This is a genomic window from Streptomyces sp. HP-A2021 (assembly GCF_022807935.1).
GTDB classification, from domain to species: domain Bacteria; phylum Actinomycetota; class Actinomycetes; order Streptomycetales; family Streptomycetaceae; genus Streptomyces; species Streptomyces afghaniensis.
Genome location: NZ_CP094344.1, coordinates 7,184,917 through 7,206,806, shown reverse-complemented (window position 1 = coordinate 7,206,806; position 21,890 = coordinate 7,184,917). Strand labels below are relative to the sequence as shown.

At 71.7% G+C, this 21,890-nt stretch carries 21 protein-coding genes and 1 riboswitch; of the genes, 9 read left to right on the top strand and 12 right to left on the bottom strand.

Annotated features, from left to right (window positions below):
* Positions 1–65: 65 nt before the first annotated feature.
* Together MQE23_RS32550 and MQE23_RS32545 are read left to right on the top strand one after the other, a co-directional pair.
* Entirely contained in the window at positions 66–695 is a 630-nt protein-coding gene (locus tag MQE23_RS32550) for a TetR/AcrR family transcriptional regulator (RefSeq protein ID WP_020274478.1), read from the top strand.
* Positions 696–1,186: 491 nt separating this feature from the next.
* On the top strand, positions 1,187–2,680 hold the full coding sequence (locus MQE23_RS32545) for an NAD(P)/FAD-dependent oxidoreductase (protein WP_243380975.1): 1,494 nt from the start codon (positions 1,187–1,189) through the stop codon (positions 2,678–2,680).
* Positions 2,681–2,707: 27 nt separating this feature from the next.
* Here MQE23_RS32545 and MQE23_RS32540 read toward each other — a convergent pair whose 3' ends face one another.
* The 5 genes from MQE23_RS32540 to MQE23_RS32520 all read right to left on the bottom strand — a co-directional run bounded on the left by MQE23_RS32540 (position 2,708) and on the right by MQE23_RS32520 (position 7,330).
* Positions 2,708–3,658 (bottom strand): hypothetical protein, encoded by a 951-nt coding sequence (locus MQE23_RS32540; protein ID WP_243380974.1) that lies wholly within the window; start codon positions 3,656–3,658, stop codon positions 2,708–2,710.
* 56 nt (positions 3,659–3,714) lie between these two features.
* Positions 3,715–4,638, bottom strand: a complete 924-nt coding sequence (gene metF, locus MQE23_RS32535; protein WP_020274481.1) for a methylenetetrahydrofolate reductase [NAD(P)H] — start codon at positions 4,636–4,638, stop codon at positions 3,715–3,717.
* A 106-nt stretch (positions 4,639–4,744) separates the two neighbouring features.
* Positions 4,745–5,431, bottom strand: a complete 687-nt coding sequence (thiE, locus tag MQE23_RS32530) for a thiamine phosphate synthase (protein WP_020274482.1) — start codon at positions 5,429–5,431, stop codon at positions 4,745–4,747.
* A gap of 214 nt (positions 5,432–5,645) precedes the next feature.
* Positions 5,646–6,011 (bottom strand): Rv2175c family DNA-binding protein, encoded by a 366-nt coding sequence (locus MQE23_RS32525; RefSeq protein WP_020274483.1) that lies wholly within the window; start codon positions 6,009–6,011, stop codon positions 5,646–5,648.
* 77 nt (positions 6,012–6,088) lie between these two features.
* A complete protein-coding gene (locus MQE23_RS32520) occupies positions 6,089–7,330 on the bottom strand; it encodes an FAD-dependent oxidoreductase (RefSeq protein WP_243380973.1) in 1,242 nt (413 codons plus the stop codon).
* A 161-nt stretch (positions 7,331–7,491) separates the two neighbouring features.
* A riboswitch (TPP riboswitch) is annotated at positions 7,492–7,603 on the top strand.
* Here MQE23_RS32520 and thiO point away from each other — a divergent pair.
* The 5 genes from thiO to MQE23_RS32495 all read left to right on the top strand — a co-directional run bounded on the left by thiO (position 7,601) and on the right by MQE23_RS32495 (position 12,748).
* Entirely contained in the window at positions 7,601–8,770 is a 1,170-nt protein-coding gene (thiO, locus tag MQE23_RS32515; protein ID WP_020274485.1) for a glycine oxidase ThiO, read from the top strand. (Overlaps the previous riboswitch by 3 nt.)
* On the top strand, positions 8,767–8,967 hold the full coding sequence (gene thiS, locus MQE23_RS32510) for a sulfur carrier protein ThiS (RefSeq protein WP_020274486.1): 201 nt from the start codon (positions 8,767–8,769) through the stop codon (positions 8,965–8,967). Before thiO ends, thiS begins: the two co-directional genes overlap by 4 nt.
* Positions 8,968–8,969: 2 nt before the next feature.
* Positions 8,970–9,767: a thiazole synthase gene (locus MQE23_RS32505; protein WP_020274487.1), complete on the top strand. Its 798-nt coding sequence runs from the start codon at positions 8,970–8,972 to the stop codon at positions 9,765–9,767.
* A 105-nt stretch (positions 9,768–9,872) separates the two neighbouring features.
* Positions 9,873–11,810 carry a Stk1 family PASTA domain-containing Ser/Thr kinase gene (gene pknB / locus MQE23_RS32500; RefSeq protein ID WP_243380972.1) on the top strand — a complete coding sequence of 646 codons (1,938 nt, stop codon included), beginning with the start codon at positions 9,873–9,875 and terminating at the stop codon, positions 11,808–11,810.
* Positions 11,811–11,869: 59 nt separating this feature from the next.
* Complete coding sequence (locus tag MQE23_RS32495; RefSeq protein WP_243380971.1) at positions 11,870–12,748, top strand: deoxyribonuclease IV; 879 nt, start codon at positions 11,870–11,872, stop codon at positions 12,746–12,748.
* A 55-nt stretch (positions 12,749–12,803) separates the two neighbouring features.
* On the opposite strand, the gene MQE23_RS32490 is transcribed toward MQE23_RS32495, so the two are convergent.
* Positions 12,804–13,454: a sulfite oxidase-like oxidoreductase gene (locus MQE23_RS32490; protein WP_243380970.1), complete on the bottom strand. Its 651-nt coding sequence runs from the start codon at positions 13,452–13,454 to the stop codon at positions 12,804–12,806.
* Between the two features lie 176 nt (positions 13,455–13,630).
* Here MQE23_RS32490 and bfr point away from each other — a divergent pair, with 176 nt between their 5' ends.
* The gene (gene bfr, locus MQE23_RS32485) at positions 13,631–14,107 is read left to right on the top strand and encodes a bacterioferritin (protein ID WP_020272982.1); all 477 of its coding nucleotides are present in this window, start codon (positions 13,631–13,633) and stop codon (positions 14,105–14,107) included.
* 2 nt (positions 14,108–14,109) lie between these two features.
* On the opposite strand, the gene MQE23_RS32480 is transcribed toward bfr, so the two are convergent.
* Positions 14,110–14,343, bottom strand: coding sequence for a (2Fe-2S)-binding protein (locus tag MQE23_RS32480; RefSeq protein WP_020272981.1), 234 nt, complete (start codon positions 14,341–14,343; stop codon positions 14,110–14,112).
* Between the two features lie 151 nt (positions 14,344–14,494).
* On the bottom strand, positions 14,495–15,847 hold the full coding sequence (locus tag MQE23_RS32475; RefSeq protein WP_020272980.1) for a 3-deoxy-7-phosphoheptulonate synthase class II: 1,353 nt from the start codon (positions 15,845–15,847) through the stop codon (positions 14,495–14,497).
* Between the two features lie 265 nt (positions 15,848–16,112).
* Here MQE23_RS32475 and MQE23_RS32470 point away from each other — a divergent pair, with 265 nt between their 5' ends.
* Positions 16,113–17,978: an anthranilate synthase family protein gene (locus tag MQE23_RS32470; protein ID WP_243380969.1), complete on the top strand. Its 1,866-nt coding sequence runs from the start codon at positions 16,113–16,115 to the stop codon at positions 17,976–17,978.
* Between the two features lie 52 nt (positions 17,979–18,030).
* On the opposite strand, the gene MQE23_RS32465 is transcribed toward MQE23_RS32470, so the two are convergent.
* The 4 genes from MQE23_RS32465 to MQE23_RS32450 are packed head-to-tail and all read right to left on the bottom strand — an operon-like array spanning position 18,031 to position 21,860.
* Positions 18,031–19,059: a 6-phosphofructokinase gene (locus MQE23_RS32465; protein WP_020272977.1), complete on the bottom strand. Its 1,029-nt coding sequence runs from the start codon at positions 19,057–19,059 to the stop codon at positions 18,031–18,033.
* 53 nt (positions 19,060–19,112) lie between these two features.
* Entirely contained in the window at positions 19,113–19,802 is a 690-nt protein-coding gene (locus tag MQE23_RS32460) for a response regulator transcription factor (protein ID WP_020272976.1), read from the bottom strand.
* Positions 19,799–21,025 carry a DUF5931 domain-containing protein gene (locus tag MQE23_RS32455; RefSeq protein WP_243380968.1) on the bottom strand — a complete coding sequence of 409 codons (1,227 nt, stop codon included), beginning with the start codon at positions 21,023–21,025 and terminating at the stop codon, positions 19,799–19,801. Before MQE23_RS32455 ends, MQE23_RS32460 begins: the two co-directional genes overlap by 4 nt.
* Before the next feature lie 58 nt (positions 21,026–21,083).
* A complete protein-coding gene (locus tag MQE23_RS32450; RefSeq protein WP_037669495.1) occupies positions 21,084–21,860 on the bottom strand; it encodes a lysophospholipid acyltransferase family protein in 777 nt (258 codons plus the stop codon).
* Positions 21,861–21,890: the final 30 nt, after the last annotated feature.

The window sequence follows — 21,890 nt, the reverse complement described above, 5'->3', positions numbered from 1 at the left end:
CGGTGACACCCCCTGTGAGCCCTTCGGTGACATCCCCCGGAAAGGTTCCTGTGACAATCAGGGCCATGGAAAGCAGCAGTGCCGCGTCGGGCGGCAGCACGCGCCGCGAGGCCACCCGGCAGAAGCTCTACGAGGCGGCCGTCACGCTCATCGCCGAGCAGGGGTTCTCCGCCACGACCGTGGACGAGATCGCCGAGCGTGCCGGAGTCGCGAAGGGCACGGTCTACTACAACTTCGCGAGCAAGTCCGTCCTCTTCGAGGAACTGCTGCGGCACGGAGTGGGCCTCCTCACCGCCTCCCTGCGGGAAGCGGCCGAGCGGACCGCCCGGGAGGGCGGCACCAAGGTCGACGCCCTGGACGCGATGATCCGCGCGGGGCTGGTCTTCATCGACCGCTACCCGGCCTTCACGCAGCTGTACGTGGCCGAGCTGTGGCGCACCAACCGGGCCTGGCAGTCGACGCTGATGGTGGTCCGGCAGCAGGCCGTCGCAGTCGTGGAGGACGTGCTGCGCGCGGGTGTGGCGGGCGGCGAGTTCAGCGACGAGATCGACGTCCCGCTGACGGCGGCCGCGCTGGTCGGCATGGTCCTGGTGGCCGCGCTGGACTGGAAGTCCTTCCAGCCGGAACGCTCCCTGGACGACGTCCACGCGGCGCTGTCCCGGCTGCTCCAGGGACGGGTGAGCGGCTGCCGCTGAGGACACGCCCTGAGCGGCTGCCGCTGAGGGCGCCCCGGCGCAGATGCGAAAGCGCCGGTCCGCTGTGGCCGCGTCCCCCGCGGGCCACCTCGAACCGGCGCCTTCCCTGCTCCCCCGTTTTCCTGCTCCCCCGTACGTCCCCCCGCAGGACCCCCGTTCGGTCGTCCCCCGGTTCTCCCCCGTGCCTCGCTCCCGCCGACACCGTCGGCGGAAGGAGCGGATCGTGGGCCCGGTCCCGTTCCGGCGCCCCGTGTCGCCGGTACCGGGGCCGTGCCCCCTCTCCGTGCCTCCACTCTCTCGTTCTCGCAGGTCGTCTCCCATCCGCGCGCGTACTCAACTCCCTCACTAGGTACGGGTACTCAGCCCTGCGCACGCGGCCCCAGAACGCTCCGTGGCCGACTGGTCACGATCACCTCCGCGCCCGTACTCGGAGGCGGCCGCGGGAGGGCTGTCAGCGCGGGCTGTCAGTGGGGGCCGATAAAGTCCCTGGCATGGCACGGATTGCGGTGATCGGCGCCGGGATGGGCGCGCTGGCGGCGGCCGCCCGGCTGGCCGTCGCGGGCCACCGGGTGGTGGTCCACGAGCGGACGGACACATACGGCGGAGCGCTGCGCCGCCTCGAGCGCGACGGGTTCTCCTTCGACACCGGCCCCGGCCTGCTCCCGTTGCCCGCCGTCTACCGCGACCTGTTCGTCAAGACCGGCAAGGAGCCGCTGGAGCATTGCGTCGACCTGGTCCAGGTCGACCCGTCGTCCCGGCACGTGTTCGCGGACGGCACCCGGGTGTCGCTGCCGAACGCCTCACGCGCCGGCGTCGTGGCGGCCCTGGACGAGGCGCTCGGCTCCGGGGCCGGGAAGCGGTGGGGCGACTTCCTGGTGCGGGCCCGCGAGGCCTGGGACCGCACCCGCCGGCCCCTCCTGGAGGAGCCGCTGTGGCCGAACTGGCAGGTGCTGGCCGAGCGCGAGCCGTACCCGGCGGTGCCTCACAAGCGGCTGCTGCGCACCCGTCGGGCCGGCACGCTCGCCGAGGTCGGCGCCTGGGAGCTGCGGGACGCCCGGCTCACCGCCCTCCTGGAGAGCCACGCCCTGGCGCACGGCCTGGACCCCCGGACCACCCCGGCGAGCGCGGCCGTACTGCCGTACATGGAGCACGCCTTCGGCACCTGGTACGTGCGCGGCGGCCTGCGCGAGCTGGCCCGCGCGGTGTACGAGCGGTGTCTGGCCCGGAAGGTCGAGTTCCGTTTCGGCGCCGATGTGACCGGGGTGCTGGAGAAGGACGGCCGGGCATCGGGGGTGGAACTCGCCGACGGCACGGTCGCGGAGGCGGACTTCGTGATCGCCGGTGTCGCGCCCGGCACGCTGGACCGGCTGTCGGCACAGGCCGTGGTGCGGGGTGACGGCGACGTGCCGCCGCAGCCCGCGACGGCGAGCCGGGTCACGGTGCTGCTCGCTCTGCGCGGTGCCCGCCCCGAGGGCACGGCACACCGCACGGTGGTCCACGCGGCGGACCGCGAGGCCGAGTTGGACGCCCTTTTCGGCCCGGCGGCGCGGAACCCTCGTCCTACGGTCACGGTCCTGCGGCCCGACGACCCGGGGCTGGTCCCGGACCCGGAGCACGAGGCGGTCACCCTCACGACGGTGGTGCCCGCGCGGCCCGGCGAGTCCTGTGACGCCCTCACCGAGAGCATGATCACGGTCGCCGAACGCGCGATACCGGACCTGCGCGACCGCCTCCTCTGGCAGGAGGTGCGCACCCCGGCCGACATCGCCGAAGCGACCGGCGCGGAGGGCGGAGCGGTGCCGGTGCCCGCCCTGGCGGCGGACGGCGGGCGGCTGCTGCACCCGTCCAACAACACACGCGTGCCCGGTCTGTTCGCCGTCGGCGGCTGGGCGCATCCCGGTGGCGGACTGCCGCACGCGGGCATGTCGGGCGCACTGGTGGCGGGACTGATCGTGGAGGGACCGGAGTTCCGGGGCTCCCAGTAGGCTCGCCGCCCCGGCGGCGTTCAGGCTTCAGAAACGGTACTGCTCGTCGAAGCCGTTCCCGGGCGTCTGCTGCTGCCCGTCGCCCTGGTACGGGTACGACTGCTGCTCCGGCGGCAGCTCCTGGCCGTACTCGTCGGTGGTGCGCTGCTGCGGGACCCACACGCCGCCGGGCGGGCTCTCGCCGCCGTAGGTGCCGGCGTACTGGTCCTGGCCGTAGCCCTGCTGGGCGTAGTACTGCTGGTCGCCGTAGGAGGTGTCGTACGAGGCCCCGCCGTAGGTCGGCGTGCCGATGTACGGGTCGGAGTAGGCGGCGTACTGCTGCTGGTCCGTGGCGTCGTAGCCCTGCTGCTGGCCGTAGCCCGAGTAGTCGTAGCCGTAGGACTGGTCGGTGCCCTGGGCCGTGGCGGCGTACTGGTCGTGGGACGGGCCCGGCTGGTACCCCGTGTCGCCGTACACGCCGTAGGAGCCGGTGTCGTCGGGCACGGGCTGCGGTTCGTAGACGGCGGTGGTCTCGGCGGACGTGGGATGGACGGGGCGCGACGGGGTGAAGACGTCGTCGCGGTCGTAGTCGTCGTCCTGGCCGTAGGCGGGGGCGGTGGCGTCGCGACGGTAGTCGGCGCCCTCGTCGCCGTAGCCGCCGTCGGCCGCCTCCATGCCGGAGACCTCGAGGCTCGGCTCCTGACGGCCGCGCTCACCGCGGCGGCCCTTGCCGCCGCCCAGCATCGGCGCGTTCATCGCCCAGCCGGCCGAGAAGCCGCTGCGGAACGACAGGGTGACGTACGTCTGCCCGACCGCGAAGGCGGCCGCACCCAGTCCGATCACGATGACGGACGGGATCAGCACACCGACCACGACACCGAGGAAACCGAGGAAGGCGAGCAGTCGCCAGCGCAGCCGCGCCTTGTACTGCAACAGCACCTCGCCCAACAGCCACAGCGCGACGATGCCGAACGCGATGTAGAGGACCGCCCAGCCCATGTACGCCCCTCTCCCAGTCGCCGCTACGCAGTGTGTCGTATACCGGTGCGAACGGTCTAGGCCTGCGGTCGGTGGTGCAGGCCCAGGTTCTCGTAGATTTCCAGCGTCGCCGTGGAGTTGTTGAGCGTGATGAAGTGCAAGCCGGGCACTCCCTCGGCGAGCAGCCGCGCACAGAACTCCGTGGCGAATTCGATACCAATGGAGCGTACAGCGGCCGGATCGTCTTTTGCTGTGAGGATCCGCTCTTTCAGGGCGGCCGGGAACGCGGCGTTGGTGAGGGACCCGATCCGCTCCAGCGACCGCACGCTGGCGATCGGCATGACCTCGGGAATGATCGGGGTGTCGCAGCCGGCGGCCGAGACGCGGTCGCGCAGCCGGAGGTAGTCCTCCGGGTGGAAGAACATCTGCGTGATGGCGTAGTCCGCGCCCGCACGGCACTTGTCGACGAAGTGGCGGACGTCGGTGTCCCAGTCGGTGGAGCGCGGGTGCATCGCCGGGAAGGCGGCGACGCCCACGCAGAAGTCGCCGGACGCCTTGATCAGCTCGACCAGTTCGGCGGCGTAGGCCAGGCCCCGGGGGTGCGGCACCCACTCGCCCATCGGGTCGCCGGGCGGGTCGCCGCGCAGGGCGAGCATGTTGCGGATCCCGGCGTCGGCGTACTGGCCGATGATGTTGCGCAGGTCGGCCACGGAGTGGTCGACCGCGGTGAGGTGCGCGATGGGCGTGAGGGTGGTGTCGGAGGCGATCGCCTCGGTCGCCTTGACCGTGCCCGCGCGGGTGGAGCCGCCCGCGCCGTAGGTCACGGAGACGAAGTCGGGCGCCACGGCCTCGACCCGCCGCAGCGCGTTCCACAGCATCCGCTCGCCCTTCGGGGTCTTCGGGGCGTAGAACTCGAACGAGTACGTCGTCTTGCCGGTCGCGAGCATGTCGCGGACGGTGCGCGCGTGGTCCGACCTGATGGATGCGGTGCCGAGGGCCATACCGGCAGGTTAGCCAGGGGCGGTCGGTCCCCCAACCGGGCACCGGCTTTTGCCCGATTTGTGTACTTGTTGTCCACCCCTTGGACAAACCGGCCTACAAACCGGCCTACAGACCGGCCTGCAGACCGGTCGCCTGCTTTTCCCGCAGCCTCTTCGCGAACTCGGCCGCCGCCGCGCCCGGGTCGTCGGCCTCGGTGATCGCCCGTACGACGACGGCGCGCCGGGCTCCCGCTTCCAGGACCTGGTCGAGATTGCCGAGGTCGATGCCGCCGATGGCGAACCAGGGCCGGTCGGTGCCGAGAGCGGCGGTGTACCGGACGAGGTCCAGGCCGGGGGCGTGCCGGCCGGGCTTGGTGGGGGTGGGCCAGCAGGGGCCGGTGCAGAAGTAGTCCACGCCGTCCTGGACGGCGGCCGCGGCGGCCTCGGACTCGGCGTGCGTGGAGCGGCCGATCAGAACGTCGCCGCCGAGGATGGCGCGGGCCGCGGGGACCGGGAGGTCGCCCTGGCCGAGGTGCAGTACGTCGGAGCCGGCGGCGTGGGCGACGTCCGCGCGGTCGTTGACCGCGAGCAGCTTGCCGTGCCGGGCGCAGGCGTCGGCGAAGACGGCCAGGTGCTCCAGCTCCTCGGCCGCCTCCATGCCCTTGTCCCGCAACTGCACGATGTCGACCCCGCCCGCCAGGACGGCGTCCAGGAACTCCACGAGATCGCCCTGCCGCTTGCGCGCGTCGGTGCAGAGGTAGACCCGGGCGTCGGCGAGCTGGGCGCGGGCGGTGGTGCGGGTGGTGGCGGCCATGCGTGTGGTCCCCCTAGTGTCGGTGGCGGACGGGTGCGGGGTGCGCCCGTGCCGGTGACATTACGAGGCACCGGGCGCCCGCGTCCGTGCCGGGCACGTGCCAACCCGTGACCGGGACCCACGGGTCGCCCCACGGGTCCCGGCCCACACCGGGCGGTTGTTCGGGTCCGGCCCCGCGCGAGCGGCACCGGACCGTTGTTCGGTCGTCGTCGGGTCAGACCGCGAGCGCCTGGGCGCGGCGCTTCACCTCCGTGCCGCGGTTCTCGCTCAGGGCCTGGGCCGGCGTGCCGGGCAGGCTCGGGTCGGGGGTGAAGAGCCACTCCAGCATCTCTTCGACCGTGAAACCGTCGTCCCGCAGGAGCGTCAGGGTCCCGGACAGGCCCTTGACGACCTTGTCCCCGTCGATGAAGGCCGCGGGGACGTGCAGCGCGCGGTTCTCACCGCGGCGTACGGCGATGAGCTGGCCCTCCTTGACCAGCTGCCGCACGCGCGTCACCTCGACGCCGAGCTGTTCGGCGATGTCGGGGAGGGTGAGCCAGGCAGGGACGAGAGCATCGATCTTTGCGTCAATCTCGGTCACGGAAACCAGCCTGCCATCCCCCACTGACAGTCGGAAGTCGGGACCGCCCACCTGGGCGGACACGCACGCCTCGACAGCTACGCGGTCGCCGCCTTCATCGGCCTCGCCGGGTCCGCGAGCAGGGTCGGATTCATCGGCGTGCCCGACTCGATCAGGCGGCGGCCCTGCGCCAGGTCCCGGGGGCGGCCCACCGCCAGCAGCGCGACCAGCCGGTCGCCGCGCAGCCAGCAGACCGTCCAGGCCGGTCCGGCCGGGTCGCCCCGCCACAGGGTCGTGTCGGCGGCCGCGTGGTGCCCGGCGTACTGCACGAACCGCCCGAACTGCTCCGACCAGAAGTACGGCACGGGGTCGTACACCGCCGGGGTCTCCCCCGAGGCCCGGCCGACGATGTTCACGGCGACCGTGCGCGGCCCCTGGAGGGCGTTGTCCCAGTGGTGCACCAGCAGACGCTCGCCGTACCGGCCCGAGGGGAAGGAGGCGCAGTCGCCGACCGCGTACACGTCGGGCACCGAGGAACGCAGGTGCTGGTCGGCCACGATCTCGCCGTGCGTGCCCAGCTCGACCCCGGAGCCGGACAGCCAGGCCGTGGCCGGGCGGGCGCCGATGCCGACGACGACCGCGCCCGCGGGCAGCCGCGAGCCGTCGTCGAGAACCACCGTGCCGGGTTCCACACGCTCCACGCGCGCGTGCGTCCGCAGCACGGCGCCCGCGTCGGCGTACCAGCCGGCCATCGGCGCGGCGACCTCGGCGGGCAGCGCCCCGGCGAGGGGCCGTTCGGCGGCCTCCACCACGGTCACCGCGCAGCCCGCCTCGCGCGCGGCGGTGGCGAACTCCGCGCCGATCCAGCCCGCGCCGACGACCACGATGTCGTGCCGGCGGGCCAGCACCGGCCGCAGCCGCTCGGCGTCGTCCAGGGTGCGCAGCAGGTGCACGCCCGGCACGCCCTCCGCGCCGGCCAGCCGGATGGGTTCGGCACCGGTCGCGACGACCAGGACGTCGTACGGCACGGGCCCGTCCTCGGTGTCCAGCTCGTGGTCGCCGGGGCGCAGGCCGAGCACCTCGCAGCCGAGCCGCAGTTCGATGCCGAGGGCCTCGAAGTCGACGTCGAAGGCGGAGCCCTCGGCCTTTCCGAGCAGGACGGCCTTGGACAGCGGGGGCCGGTCGTAGGGCTGGTGGGGCTCGGCACCGATCAGGCTCACGGTGCCGGTGAAGCCCTGCTCGCGCAGGGCGACCGCGGTCTGGACCCCGGCCATGCCCGCGCCCGCCACGACCACGCGCCGCGGCGCGGACGAACCTGGTTCCTGCGTCTGCTCGCTCACCTGATCACCATAGACAACTGACATTTTGTCAGTCAGTGCTCATGTGCAGTGACCTGCTCCACACGCGACCGGGACGAGGACATGACCGTTCAGGGACCGGGCCCATGGCGGTGGCTCCCTTACTGCGCCGTACGGCATCGGGCTAGGGTGGGTGGCCAACGCAAGGCACTCGCGGGAGCCCGGACGCACCGGGCTGAGAGGGAGGCTGGCGGCCTCCGACCGTACGAACCTGATCCGGGTCATGCCGGCGAAGGGAGGGGCTGGACGCCCATGTCGCGTACGCGAACGTCAGACGTCCTCGTCATCGGGGGCGGGATCATCGGCCTGGTCACCGCGTGGCGGGCCGCGCAGCGCGGGCTCGCCACGGCCGTGGTGGACCCGGAGCCGGGCGGCGGAGCCGCACAGGTGGCGGCCGGGATGCTGGCCGCCGTCACGGAACTGCACTACGGCGAGCAGACCCTGCTCGCCCTCAATCTGGCCTCCGCCCGGCGCTATCCGGACTTCGCGGCCGAGCTCACCGAGGAGACCGGCCACGACCTCGGCTACCGCCGCTGCGGCACGCTCGCCGTGGCCCTGGACGCCGACGACCGGGCCCATCTGCGCGACCTGCATGCCCTGCAGCAGCAGTCGGGCCTGGAGTCGCAGTGGCTGTCGGGGCGGGAGTGCCGTCGCCTGGAGCCGATGCTCGCGCCGGGCGTGCGCGGCGGGCTGCGGGTCGACGGGGACCACCAGATCGACCCGCGGCGGCTGGCCGGGGCGCTGGTCGCCGCGTGCGAGCGGGCCGGTGTGGTCTTCCACCGGGCGTGGGCCGAGCGGCTGACCGTCGTGGGCGATCGGGCCACGGGTGCCGTCACGGACGACGGCACCCCGCTGGACGCCGGGCAGGTCGTGCTGGCCGGGGGCAGCCTCAGCGGGCGGCTCGCGGGCGTCCCGGAGGACGTGCTGCCGCCCGTGCGGCCGGTGAAGGGGCAGGTCGTACGGCTGACCATGCCGCAGCGGCACGGGCCGTTCCTGAGCCGGACCGTGCGCGCGGTCGTGCGCGGCAGCCACGTCTACCTGGTGCCCCGCGAGAGCGGCGAGCTGGTCGTCGGGGCGACCAGCGAGGAGCTGGGCTGGGACACCACCGTGACCGCGGGCGGCGTGTACGAGCTGCTGCGCGACGCGCACGAGCTGGTCCCGGGCATCACCGAGCTGCCCCTCACCGAGACCCGGGCCGGACTGCGCCCCGGCTCCCCCGACAACGCTCCGCTGCTCGGCCCGACCGGTCTCGAAGGGCTCCTGCTGGCCACCGGGCACTACCGCAACGGCGTCCTGCTCACGCCGGTCACCGGCGACGCCCTGGCGCACGTCCTGGCGACGGGTGAACTCCCCGAAGAGGCCCGCCCCTTCACGCCGAAGCGCTTCAGCACCGCCACCGCCCTCACGGAGCAGCCCGCATGAACATCTCCGTCAACGGAGAGCCCCGGGACGTCCGGCCCGGCACGGCTCTCGACACCGTCGTGAAGTCCCTCACCGCCGCGCCGTCCGGCGTGGCCGCCGCCCTGAACGAAACCGTCGTCCCGCGCGCGCAGTGGCCGTCCACGCCCCTCGCCGAGGGGGACCGCGTGGAAGTCCTCACCGCCGTCCAAGGAGGCTGACCATGGCCGACGATCCGTTTGTCCTCGGTGGTACGTCCTTCACGTCCCGCCTGATCATGGGTACGGGCGGGGCTCCCAGCCTCGATGTGCTGGAGCGGTCGCTGGTCGCGTCCGGGACGGAGCTGACGACGGTCGCGATGCGCCGGGTGAACGCCTCGGTGCACGGCTCGGTGCTGTCCGTCCTGGACAAGCTGGGCATCCGCGTCCTGCCCAACACGGCGGGTTGCTTCACCGCCGGTGAGGCCGTCCTCACGGCCCGCCTCGCGCGCGAGGCCCTCGGCACCGACCTGGTCAAGCTGGAGGTCATCGCCGACGAGCGCACGCTGCTGCCGGATCCGATCGAGCTGCTGGAAGCGGCCGAGACGCTGGTCGACGACGGGTTCACGGTGCTGCCGTACACCAACGACGATCCCGTGCTGGCGCGGAAGCTGGAGGACGTCGGCTGCGCGGCGATCATGCCGCTCGGCTCGCCGATCGGCTCCGGGCTGGGCATTCGCAATCCGCACAACTTCCAGCTGATCGTCGAGCACGCGCGTGTGCCGGTGATCCTGGACGCGGGGGCCGGTACGGCGTCGGACGCGGCGTTGGCGATGGAGCTGGGGTGTGCGGGTGTGATGCTCGCCTCGGCGGTGACGCGGGCGCAGGAGCCGGTGCTGATGGCTGCCGCCATGAGGAACGCGGTCGAGGCGGGGAGGTTGGCTTATCGGGCAGGGCGTATTCCTCGGCGGCACTTCGCGGAGGCGTCCTCGCCGACTGAGGGCAGGGCTGTGCTGGATCCGGAGCGGCCTGCTTTTCAGTGAGCCGGAGCAGCGGCGGTGGGACGCACGTCACAGGTCCGCTTCAGTCGCGCTCCGAAAGCAGGCGGGGCGATGGAGCTGTCAGTCATGGCTCGTACACTCGCCTGCGTGGACACGACCCTTCAGGACCCCTTGGTCGGGCAGGTGCTCGACGGCCGGTATCGCATTGACGCGCGGATCGCGGTCGGCGGGATGGCCACGGTCTACCGGGCCGTGGACACCCGCCTCGACCGGGTCCTCGCGCTCAAGGTGATGCACCCCTCGCTCGCGGTCGACGGCTCGTTCGTCGAGCGGTTCATCCGCGAGGCGAAGTCGGTGGCCCGGCTGGCGCACCCGAACGTGGTGCAGGTCTTCGACCAGGGCACCGACGGCAGTTACGTCTACCTCGCCATGGAGTACGTCGCGGGCTGCACCCTGCGGGACGTGCTGCGCGAGCGCGGAGCCCTCCAGCCGCGTGCCGCCCTGGACATCCTGGAGCCGGTGCTGGCCGCGCTGGGCGCCGCGCACCGCGCCGGGTTCGTGCACCGGGACATGAAGCCGGAGAACGTCCTGATAGGGGACGACGGCCGGGTCAAGGTCGCCGACTTCGGTCTCGTACGGGCCGTCGACACGGTGACGAACACCACCGGCACGGTGCTCGGCACGGTCTCGTACCTCGCCCCCGAGCAGATAGAGAACGGCACCGCGGACCCCCGCGTCGACGTGTACGCGTGCGGCGTGATGCTGTACGAGATGCTCACCGGCGACAAGCCGCACGACGGGGACTCCCCGGCCGTGATCCTCTACAAGCATCTGCACGAGGACGTCCCGCCGCCCTCGGCCGCCGTGCCCGGTCTGGCGTACGAGCTGGACGAGATGGTGGCCTCGGCGACGGCCCGCACCCCGGACATCCGCCCGCACGACGCGGTGGCGCTGCTCGCGCAGGTCCGTGACGGGCGCGGCCGGCTGACCGTGGAGCAGCTGGACGCGGTGCCGCCGCAGGCGCTCGCGGCGGACCACGTCAACGCGGACGACCGTACGAGCGTGATCCCGCGGGCGCTTGCCACACCGCGCCCGCTGCCCGTCAACGAGGACGCGGAGGAGGGCTCCGCGGCCGCGCTGAACCGCACCAGCCGCTTCGAGTCCCCGCCGCCCCCGCCGTCCCGGCGCCGCTCGGGGCCCCGCCGCGGCCCGATGGCGATCGTCGCCGCCGTCCTGCTCGTGCTCGGACTCGGCGCCGGCATCTGGTACATCAACTCGGGCCAGTTCACCGAGGTCCCCCCGCTGCTGTCGAAGACCGAAGAGCAGGCCCGGGCCAGGCTGGACGATGCCGGGCTCGAGGTCGGCAAGGTCAGCCACGCCTACAGCGACACCGTCAAGCGCGGCACGATCATCGGCACCCACCCTGAGCCGGGCACCCGTATCCGCCTCAACGACTCGGTGGCCTTCACCGTCTCCGACGGCCCGGAGAACGTGCGGGTGCCCGCCCTGGAGGGGCAGCGGCTGGACAAGGCCCGGTCCCTGCTGCAGGGGGACGGGCTGGAGCCGGGCATGGTCACCCGGGAGTTCAGCGAGGACGTACCCAAGGGCTCGGTGATCTACGCACGGCCGGCGGACGGCACGAAGGTGCGCGCGGGCACGGCCGTGGCGCTCGTCGTCAGCAAGGGCAGCCCCATCGACATTCCCGACGTCACCGGTGACGACCTGGCCGACGCCAGGGCCGAGCTGACGGACGCCGGTCTCAAGGTGAAGGTCGCCGCCGAGCGGGTCACCTCCTCCGAGTTCGACAAGGGCCAGGTCGCCAAGCAGAGCCCGAACCCCGGCGGCCGGGCCGCCGAGGGTGACACGGTGACGCTGACGGTGTCCAAGGGCCCGGAGATGATCGAGGTCCCGGACGTGGTCGGCGACAGCGTGGACGACGCCACGCGGGAGCTGGAGAGCGCCGGGTTCCAGGTCGACGAGGACCGCGGACTGCTCGGACTGTTCGGCGACACGGTGAAGGACCAGTCCGTGAAGGGCGGGGAGAGCGCGCCCAAGGGCTCGACGATCACCATCAAGATCAGGTGACGGATGCGGGCAGGGGGCCCGTGGACGGGGCAGGGCCGGACGCATGACACCCTGAACGGGTGAACAATCAGCTGTCCGGCCCCTCCCGCAACCCCGTGGGCGGCCACGTCCCCGTGGCCGGTGGGCTCCACTCCGTCGGCCTGACCTACGCCCGTGACCTGAAGGCGGAAACCGTCCAGGTCTTCGTCGCCAACCCGCGCGGCTGGGCCACACCGGCCGGCAATCCGAAGCAGGACGAGGCGTTCCGCGCCGCGTGCGAGGCCGAGTCGATCCCGGCGTACGTGCACGCCCCCTACCTGATCAACTTCGGCTCGCACACCGAGGCGACCGTGGAGCGGTCGGTGGAGTCGCTGCGGCACTCGCTGCGCCGCGGGCGGGAGATCGGGGCGCTGGGCGTGGTCGTGCACACCGGCAGTGCGACCGGCGGCCGGGAGCGGTCGGTGGCGCTGAAGCAGGTCCGGGAGCAGCTGCTGCCGCTGCTCGACGAGCTGACCCACGACGACGACCCGTATCTGCTGCTGGAGTCGACCGCCGGGCAGGGCGCCTCCCTGTGCTCGCGGACCTGGGACTTCGGCCCGTACTTCGAGGCGCTGGACGCCCACCCGATGCTCGGCGTGTGCCTGGACACCTGCCACATCTTCGCCGCCGGGCACGACCTGACCGGCCCCAGCGGCATGCACCGGACGCTGGACCTGCTGGTGGACACGGTCGGCGAGGGCCGGCTGAAGCTGATCCACGCCAACGACTCCAAGGACGTGGTGGGCGCCCACAAGGACCGGCACGAGAACATCGGCGTCGGCCACATCGGCGAGGACCCGTTCCGCGCCCTGATGACGCACCCCGCGACCGAGGGCGTGCCGCTGATCATCGAGACGCCGGGCGGCAAGGAGGGGCACGCGGCGGACGTGGAGCGGCTGAAGAAGCTGCGCGACTGCTGAAGACCTCGAAGATCCGGGAGGCCAAGATCCCGGAGGCGTCAGAGCCTCAAAGGCCTCACAGGTCGGGACCGTCCCCCGGCTCCTCCTGGTACGAGTAGCGCTGCTCCTGCCACGGATCGCCGATGTTGTGGTAGCCCCGCTCCTCCCAGAAGCCGCGCCGGTCGGCGGTCATGTACTCCACGCCGCGCACCCACTTGGGGCCCTTCCAGGCGTACAGGTGGGGCACGATCAGGCGCAGCGGGAAGCCGTGCTCGGCGGTGAGCAGTTCGCCGTCCTTGTGGGTGGCGAACAGGACGTGCTCGGAGGCGAAGTCGGACAGCCGGAGGTTGGAGCTGAATCCGTACTCGGCCCACACCATCACATGGGTGACGTCGTCCGCGGGCGGCGCGATGTCGAGGATCGTGCGCGCGGGGACACCGCCCCACTCGGCGCCCAGCATGCTGAACTTCGTGACGCAGTGCAGATCGGCCACGACGGTGGTGTACGGCAGGGCCGTGAACTCCTCGTGGGTCCAGCAGTGCTTGCCGCCGTCCGCCGTGGCGCCGAAGACCCTGAACTCCCAGCGCTCGGGCCGGAACTTGGGGACGGGCCCGTAGTGCGTGACCGGCCAGCCGCGCTGCACCCGCTGTCCCGGCGGAAGCCCGGGCTGCGTCGCTCCTGCCGGATCGCGCCCTTCTCCCGATTCGTGTCCCACCGGCTGACCCATGACTCCATCCTGACAGACCCCCGGTGATGCCCCTGACCGGGGCAACCCCAAAACAGGACATTGAGAACTAAGCATGCCCTTACTTACTAAGTGAAGACTTACTGGACGATCTTCGTCGCCGATGGAATCATGCGGCGCAACCTGCCAGTTCCCCCCGCGCGGAAGGAGCCTCTGCGATGCAGGGCGACCCCGAGGTACTCGAATTCCTGAACGAGCAGTTGACCGGCGAGCTGACGGCGATCAACCAGTACTGGCTGCACTACCGGATCCAGGACAACAAGGGCTGGACCAAGCTCGCCAAGTACACGCGTGAAGAATCCATCGACGAGATGAAACACGCGGACAAGATCACCGAACGCATTCTCATGCTGGACGGCCTGCCCAACTACCAGCGGCTCTTCCATGTCCGGGTCGGTCAGACGGTCACCGAGATGTTCCAGGCGGACCGGCAGGTCGAGGTCGAGGCGATCGACCGCCTCAAGCGCGGCATCGAGGTGATGCGCAGCAAGGGCGACATCACGTCCGCGAACCTCTTCGAGTCGATCCTCGAGGACGAGGAGCACCACATCGACTACCTGGACACACAGCTGGAGCTCATCGACAAGATCGGCGAGGCACTGTACATCGCACAGCAGATCGAGCAGCCGAGCTAGCTCTAGGCGGCGTCTTCCAGCTCCGCGAGCACCGGCTGGCCCCGGTCGGCCATCTCACGGCGAGGGCACGCACCCCTGCCCAGAATCGCCTGGATGCGGCGTACACAAGACCCGCAGTCCGTGCCCGCCTTGCAGGCGGAGGCTATCTGCCGAGGGGTGCAGGCACCGCCGTCCGCGTGCTGCTTGACCTGCTGCTCGGTGATCCCGAAGCAACTGCACACGTACACGCGGTCCACCTCCCGGCAGGGTCGTTTCCAAGGCGCCGTCCCCGTTGATCGGTGAGGCTAACCTAACCTTACCCGCCGGGTGGGAGGCGCAAAAGTGGAGAGGGGCGCGGATCGTATGTGATCCGCGCCCCAGTCGATGTCGGGGTAACAGGCGAACCCGTTACTGGTCCCTGTACATCTCGGCCACGAGGAACGCCAGGTCCAGCGACTGGCTGCGGTTGAGCCGCGGGTCGCAGGCCGTCTCGTAGCGCTGGTGCAGATCGTCGACGAAGATCTCGTCGCCGCCGCCCACGCACTCGGTGACGTCGTCGCCGGTCAGCTCCACGTGGATGCCGCCGGGGTGGGTGCCGAGCGCCTTGTGGACCTCGAAGAAGCCCTTGACCTCGTCGAGCACGTCGTCGAAGCGGCGGGTCTTGTGCCCGGAGGCCGCCTCGAAGGTGTTGCCGTGCATCGGGTCGGTCACCCAGGCCACGGTGGCGCCCGAGGCGGTGACCTTCTCGACCAGCTCGGGGAGCTTGTCGCGGACCTTGTCGGCGCCCATGCGGACGATGAACGTCAGCCGGCCCGGCTCACGCTCCGGGTCGAGGCGCTCGATGTACTGCAGCGCGTCCTCGGCCGTGGTCGTCGGACCCAGCTTGATCCCGATGGGGTTGCGGATCTTCGACGCGAACTCGATGTGCGCGTGGTCCAGCTGCCGGGTGCGCTCGCCGATCCACACCATGTGCGCGGAGACGTCGTACAGCTGCCCGGTGCGCGAGTCGACCCGGGTCAGGGCGGACTCGTAGTCGAGCAGCAGCGCCTCGTGCGACGAGAAGAACTCGACGGTCTTGAACTCCTCCGGGTCGACCCCGCAGGCGTGCATGAAGTTCAGCGCGTTGTCGATCTCGCGCGCCAGCTGCTCGTAGCGCTGCCCCGACGGGGACGACTTCACGAAGTCCTGGTTCCAGGCGTGCACCTGGCGCAGGTCGGCGTAGCCGCCGGTGGTGAAGGCGCGCACCAGGTTCAGCGTGGAGGCCGAGGCGTGGTACATCCGCTTCAGCCGCTCGGGGTCCGGGATGCGGGCCTCTTCGGTGAAGTCGAAGCCGTTGACGGAGTCGCCCCGGTACGTGGGCAGCGTCACGCCGTCGCGGGTCTCGGTCGGCTTGGAGCGCGGCTTGGAGTACTGGCCGGCGATGCGGCCGACCTTCACGACCGGCACGGACGCGGCGTACGTCAGCACGGCGCCCATCTGGAGCAGCGTCTTGAGCTTGTTGCGGATCTGGTCCGCCGACACCGCGTCGAAGGCCTCGGCGCAGTCGCCGCCCTGGAGGAGGAACGCCTCTCCCTTGGCGACGGCCGCCATCCGGGCGCGCAGCTGGTCGCACTCGCCCGCGAAGACGAGCGGCGGATACGACTCGAGGTCCGCAACGACTGCGCGCAGAGCCTCGGTGTCGGGGTACTCGGGCTGCTGCGCCGCGGGCAGGTCTCGCCAGGTGTTGCCAGCACTCGCGCTGGACTTAGCGTTCACGGTCACGGCCTCAACATTACGGGGTCGTGTCGGGCGTCCTGACCCATGCCCAGCAATTGAGACACGGGGTACACGACTCGGACATGGGGTAGGGTGCCTGTCATGTTCGCGCACTCGATCCAGACCTGGTGGTGGACCGCTCATCCGGCGGCCCACTGACTGCGCGTACGACAGACTTCGCGAAGGCCGCCCGAGGGCGGCCTTCGGTGTTTCCCTTAGGTCCGCTCCTCACCGACATCGATCGCCGTCGATCGACAGCCACGGAGGAACCATGGACCTGACACAGCTGCTGCACGAGCCCCGCCCCTTCGCCCTGCTCCGCCGCCGCACCCCGGGCCACGACCACGACCTGATCGAGGTCCTCATCGGCCCGGTCACCACGTACGACCGCCTCGCCGACCTCCCCGACGAGGGCCTGGCGCTCGTCCCCTTCCGGCAGATCCGCGAGCGCGGCTTCGACGTCCGCGACGACAGCACGCCGCTGTCGGTGCTGACACCCGCGGAGTCCCACGCCGTCCCGCTCGCCGACGCCCTGGAGCAGCTCCCGGCGCACGACGTGCGGGTCGAGGGCGGTGGCTTCGACGTCGGTGACGAGGAGTACGCGGAGATCGTCGGGCGCGTGCTGCGGGAGGAGATCGGGCGGGGCGAGGGCGCGAACTTCGTCATCCGGCGGACGTACGAGGGTGAGATCCCCGGGTTCGGCCGGGCCGACGCGCTGGCGCTGTTCCGGCGGCTGCTGGAGGGCGAGCGGGGCGCGTACTGGACGTTCGTCGTGCACACCGGCGACCGGACGCTGGTCGGGGCGAGCCCCGAGGTGCACGTGCGGATGTCCGGCGGCACGGTCGTCATGAACCCGATCAGCGGCACGTACCGTTACCCCGCCGAGGGGCCGACGCCCGAGCACCTGCTGGACTTCCTCGCCGACGGCAAGGAGATCGAGGAGCTGTCGATGGTCGTCGACGAGGAGCTCAAGATGATGTGCACCGTCGGCGACATGGGCGGGGTCGTCGTCGGGCCCCGGCTGAAGGAGATGGCGCACCTCGCGCACACCGAGTACGAGCTGCGCGGGAAGTCCTCCCTGGACGCGCGCGAGGTCCTGAAGGAGACCATGTTCGCGGCGACCGTCACGGGCTCGCCGGTGCAGAACGCCTGCCGGGTCATCGAGCGGCACGAGGTCGGCGGGCGCGGCTACTACGCCGGTGCGCTGGCCCTCCTCGGGCGGGATTCGGGCGGGGCCCAGACGCTCGACTCCCCCATCCTCATCCGCACGGCCGACATCGACGCCGGCGGCCGGCTGCGGGTGCCGGTGGGCGCCACGCTCGTGCGCGGGTCCGACCCGGCGGGCGAGGTCGCGGAGACGCATGCGAAGGCGGCCGGAGTGCTGACGGCGCTGGGCGTGCGGCCGGGACGGCCGCGCGAGGAGTCCGTACGGCCGCGGCTGGCCGAAGATCCGCGCGTACAGGACGCGCTCGACGGGCGCCGGGCCTCGCTCGCGCCGTTCTGGTTGCGGATGCAGGAGCCGTCCGGGGAACTCGCCGGACACGCCCTGGTCGTCGACGGCGAGGACACCTTCACGGCGATGCTCGCGCATGTGCTGCGGTCGGGCGGACTGGAGGTGACCGTCCGGCGGTACGACGAGGACGGGCTCCGCGAGGGGGTGCTCGCGCACGAGGGCCCGGTCGTGCTCGGCCCGGGCCCCGGCGACCCCTCCGACCTCACCGATCCCAAGATGCGGCTCCTGCGGAGCCTCACCGCCGAGGTCATCCGTGAGCACCCGCACGGCGTGCTCGGCGTCTGCCTCGGGCACGAGCTGATCGCGGCCGAGCTCGGGCTGGAGATCGTACGGAAGGACGTGCCCTACCAGGGGGCGCAGACGACGATCGATCTGTTCGGGCGGCCGGAGACGGTCGGTTTCTACAACAGCTTCGTGGCGCGCTGCGACGAAGGGGCCGGACAGGAGCTGGCCGCGCACGGCGTGGAGGTCAGCCGCTCGGCGAACGGGGAGGTGCACGCGCTGCGGGGGCCCGGGTTCGCGGGGCTGCAGTTCCACCCCGAGTCGGTGCTGACGCTGAACGGGGCGCGGGTCGTGCGGGACCTGGTGGGGCAGCTGCGGGGCACGAGCGCGCCCTCGGTGTAGCACGGGGTCCGGTCGGGGCCGCGCGGCCCCGACCGGCACCTGGACCAGGCGGTCAGCCGAAGAACACCCCGACCTCCTCGTACAACGTCGGGTCCACCGTCTTCAGACGGGCCGTCGCGTCCGCGATGGGGACACGGACGATGTCCGTGCCGCGCAGGGCGACCATGGTTCCGAAGTCGCCGTCGCGGACGCAGTCGATGGCGTGCAGGCCGAAGCGCGTGGCGAGCCAGCGGTCGAAGGGGCTGGGGGTGCCGCCGCGCTGGATGTGACCCAGGACCGTGGTGCGGGCCTCCTTGCCCGTGCGCTTCTCGATCTCCTTGGCGAGCCACTCGCCGACCCCGGACAGGCGGACGTGCCCGAAGGAGTCCAGCGACTGGTCCTTGAGGACCATGTCGCCGTCCTTGGGCATGGCGCCCTCCGCGACGACCACGATCGGCGCGTACGACGCCCGGAAACGGGACGTCACCCAGGCGCACACCTGCTCGACGTCGAAGCGCTGCTCGGGGATGAGGATGACGTTCGCGCCGCCGGCCAGGCCCGAGTGCAGGGCGATCCAGCCGGCGTGCCGGCCCATCACCTCGCAGACCAGGACCCGCATGTGGGACTCGGCGGTGGTGTGCAGCCGGTCGATGGCCTCGGTCGCGATGCCGACCGCGGTGTCGAACCCGAAGGTGTAGTCCGTGGCGGACAGGTCGTTGTCTATCGTCTTCGGCACGCCCACGCAGGGCACGCCGTGCTCGTCGGACAGCCGGGCGGCCACGCCCAGGGTGTCCTCGCCGCCGATGACGATCAGCGCCTCGACCTCCAGCTCGGCGAGGTTCTCCTTGATCCGGCGGATGCCGTTCCGCTCCTTCAGCGGGTTGGTCCGCGAGGAGCCGAGGATGGTGCCGCCGCGGGGCAGGATGCCGCGCACGGCGGGGATGTCGAGACGGACGGTGTCGTTTTCCAAGGGCCCTCGCCAGCCGTCCCGGAAGCCGGTGAAGTCGTAGCCGTACTCCTGCACGCCCTTGCGGACGATGGCCCGGATGACGGCGTTGAGTCCGGGGCAGTCGCCGCCTCCGGTCAGTACTCCGACGCGCATGGAACAGTCCCTTCGCCGCAGGTGCCTGACGAAGGGTCAGTGTGACGTGCGCCTCACTCGTCGTCGAGGCCGCGCTCTATCGCGTACCGCACGAGCTCCACGCGGTTGTGCAACTGGAGCTTGCCGAGAGTGTTCTGAACGTGGTTCTGCACCGTGCGGTGGGAGATGACCAGGCGTTCGGCGATCTGCTTGTAGCTCAGGCCCTTGGCGACGAGGCGCAGCACCTCGGTCTCACGGTCGGTGAGCCGGGGCGCCTTCGGCTCGTCGGTGTCGGGAGCGGGAGCGGGTTCGGAGGCCAGGCGGCGGTACTCGCCGAGGACCAGCCCGGCGAGGCCGGGGGTGAAGACGGGGTCGCCCACGGCCGTGCGGCGGACCGCGTCCTGGAGTTCCTCGGTGGAGGCCGACTTCAGCAGATAGCCGGTCGCGCCGGACTTCACGGCTTCCAGGACGTCGGCGTGCTCACCGCTCGCGGACAGCACCAGGACGCGCAGCGCGGGGTTCGCGGCGACGACCTCCTTGCAGACCTGGACGCCGGGCTTGCCGGGCAGGTTCAGGTCGAGCACGAGCACCTCGGGTGCGGCGGCCTTGGCGCGGCGCACGGCCTGCTCGCCGTCGCCCGCGGTGGCGACCACCTCGAAGCCCGACTCGGCCAGGTCACGGGCGACCGCGTCGCGCCACATGGGGTGGTCGTCGACCACCATGACCCTGATCGCGTCCCGCAGGTCCGCAGTGCTCTCCGTCATCGCTGCTCCGCCTTCCCCCGTACGGTCGTCACGTCCTTCGGTACCTTCAGCTCGACCTCCGTGCCCTGGCCCGGCACCGAGATCAGCTCCGCGCTGCCGCCGAGGTCGCGCAGCCGGCCGCGGATCGACAGGGCGACACCGAGCCGCCCCTCGCCCTCGGCCTGGGCGAGCCGCCCTTCCGGGATGCCGGGTCCGTCGTCCCGTACGGTGACGATCACCTCGTCCGGCTCGTCCTCGACGAGGATCCACGCGCGCGCCTGCTCCCCGGCGTGCTTGCGGACGTTGTCCAGCGCCGCCCCGACGGCGGCGGCCACCTCCCGGGCGGCGACCGGCACCAGCGGCACGGGCGCGCCGGGCTCGGCGAGACTGACCTTGGCTCCGGCGTACGGCGCGAGCAGGGCGCGCAGGTCGACGGGGCCGCTCTCCTCCGGCTGTTCCTCGACGGCCCGGACGACGGCTCCCTCGGTGGCGTCCTCCGAGACCCGGGAGACGGGCACCATTCCGCCGGAGACCAGGGTGCGCAGCGCGACCTCCTGCTCACCGGCCATCCGGCCCAGCTCGGCCGCCTCACCGCCGATCACCGCGCCGCGCCGCTGCACCATCGCCAGCACCTGGAGCACGCTGTCGTGGATGTCCCGGGCGAGGCGCTCCCGCTCGCGTGTCGCGGCCTCGATCTCCAGGGCGCGGGCGAGGGTGCGTTCGGAGGCGCGGGCGACCTCCACGACGTAGCCGATGGCGATGGAGGCGATGCAGACGAGGATGACGTTGTGGACGGTGTCGCGGGCCGGGCTGCCGCGCTCGATCAGGTTGGCGGCGGCCACGAGGCTGGAGGCCAGGGCCGCCCAGCGCCAGCCGCCCTTGACGGCGAAGGCGAGGACGGCACCGGCGGTCCATATCGACGGCAGCGTCGGGCCGCCCGCCTGGACCCGCTCGTGCGCGTCGGCGACGGGCGTGAGCAGGATGCCGGTGAGGGCGACGGTCAGATCGGCGGCGAGGAACCCCTTGGTGCAGCGGGCGGCGCTCGCGACCCGGGGCAGTGTGGCCAGGGTCCACGCGGCCAGCACGACGTAGTAGGCGACGGCGACCCAGGGCCGGACGAACTCCTCGTAGGCGGTGGCGAACAGGCCGATCGCGTACAGCATCGTGAGCACCCGGTAGGCGGTCAGCGCACGCCACAGCGGCTGTTCGACCGACATCCTCATGACTCGCTCGCGCCTGGCCATCTCCCCCACCCCCGGAACGCGCCCCCGACCAGGGCTCCGTCCGCCTCTTCTCCGGCTCCTACCGCTCCGGCTTTTCCTTGTCGGCCTGTTCCTTCTCCGCCTGTTCCTTCTCCGCCCGGGCGAGCGCGGCCTTCGCCGCCTTCTCGGCTTCCTTCTCCGCCTTCGCCGCCTCCGCGAGCTGCCTCTTCATGGCCGTCGCGTACATGTCGACGTACTCCTGGCCGGAGAGCTTCATGATCTCGTACATGACCTCGTCGGTCACCGCGCGCAGCACGAACCGGTCGTGCTCCATGCCCTGGTAGCGGCTGAAGTCCAGGGGCTTGCCGATCCGGATGCCAGGACGCATCAGCTTGGGCATGACCTTCCCGGGCGGCTGGATCTTCTCCGTGTCGATCATGGCGACGGGGATGACGGGCGCGCCGGTCGCCAGCGCCACGCGCGCGAGGCCGCCCGGCTTGCCACGGTAGAGCCGCCCGTCGGGCGAGCGCGTCCCCTCCGGGTAGATGCCGAACAGCTCGCCGCGCTCCAGCACCTCGATGCCGCTCCTGATGGCGGCCTCACCCGCGCCGCGCGCACCGGAGCGGTCCACGGGCAGCTGGCCGACGCCCTTGAAGAACGCGGCCGTCAGCCGGCCCTTCACCCCGGGCGTGGTGAAGTACTCGGCCTTCGCGATGAACGTGACCTTGCGGTCCAGGACCGCGGGCAGGAAGAACGAGTCCGAGAAGGACAGGTGGTTGCTCGCCAGGATCGCGGGGCCCTCGTCGGGAATGTTCTCCAGGCCTTCCACCCAGGGCCTGAAGGCGACCTTCAGCGGTCCCCCAACAGCGACCTTCATCGCGCCGTACAACAACCGAGTGCCTCCTGT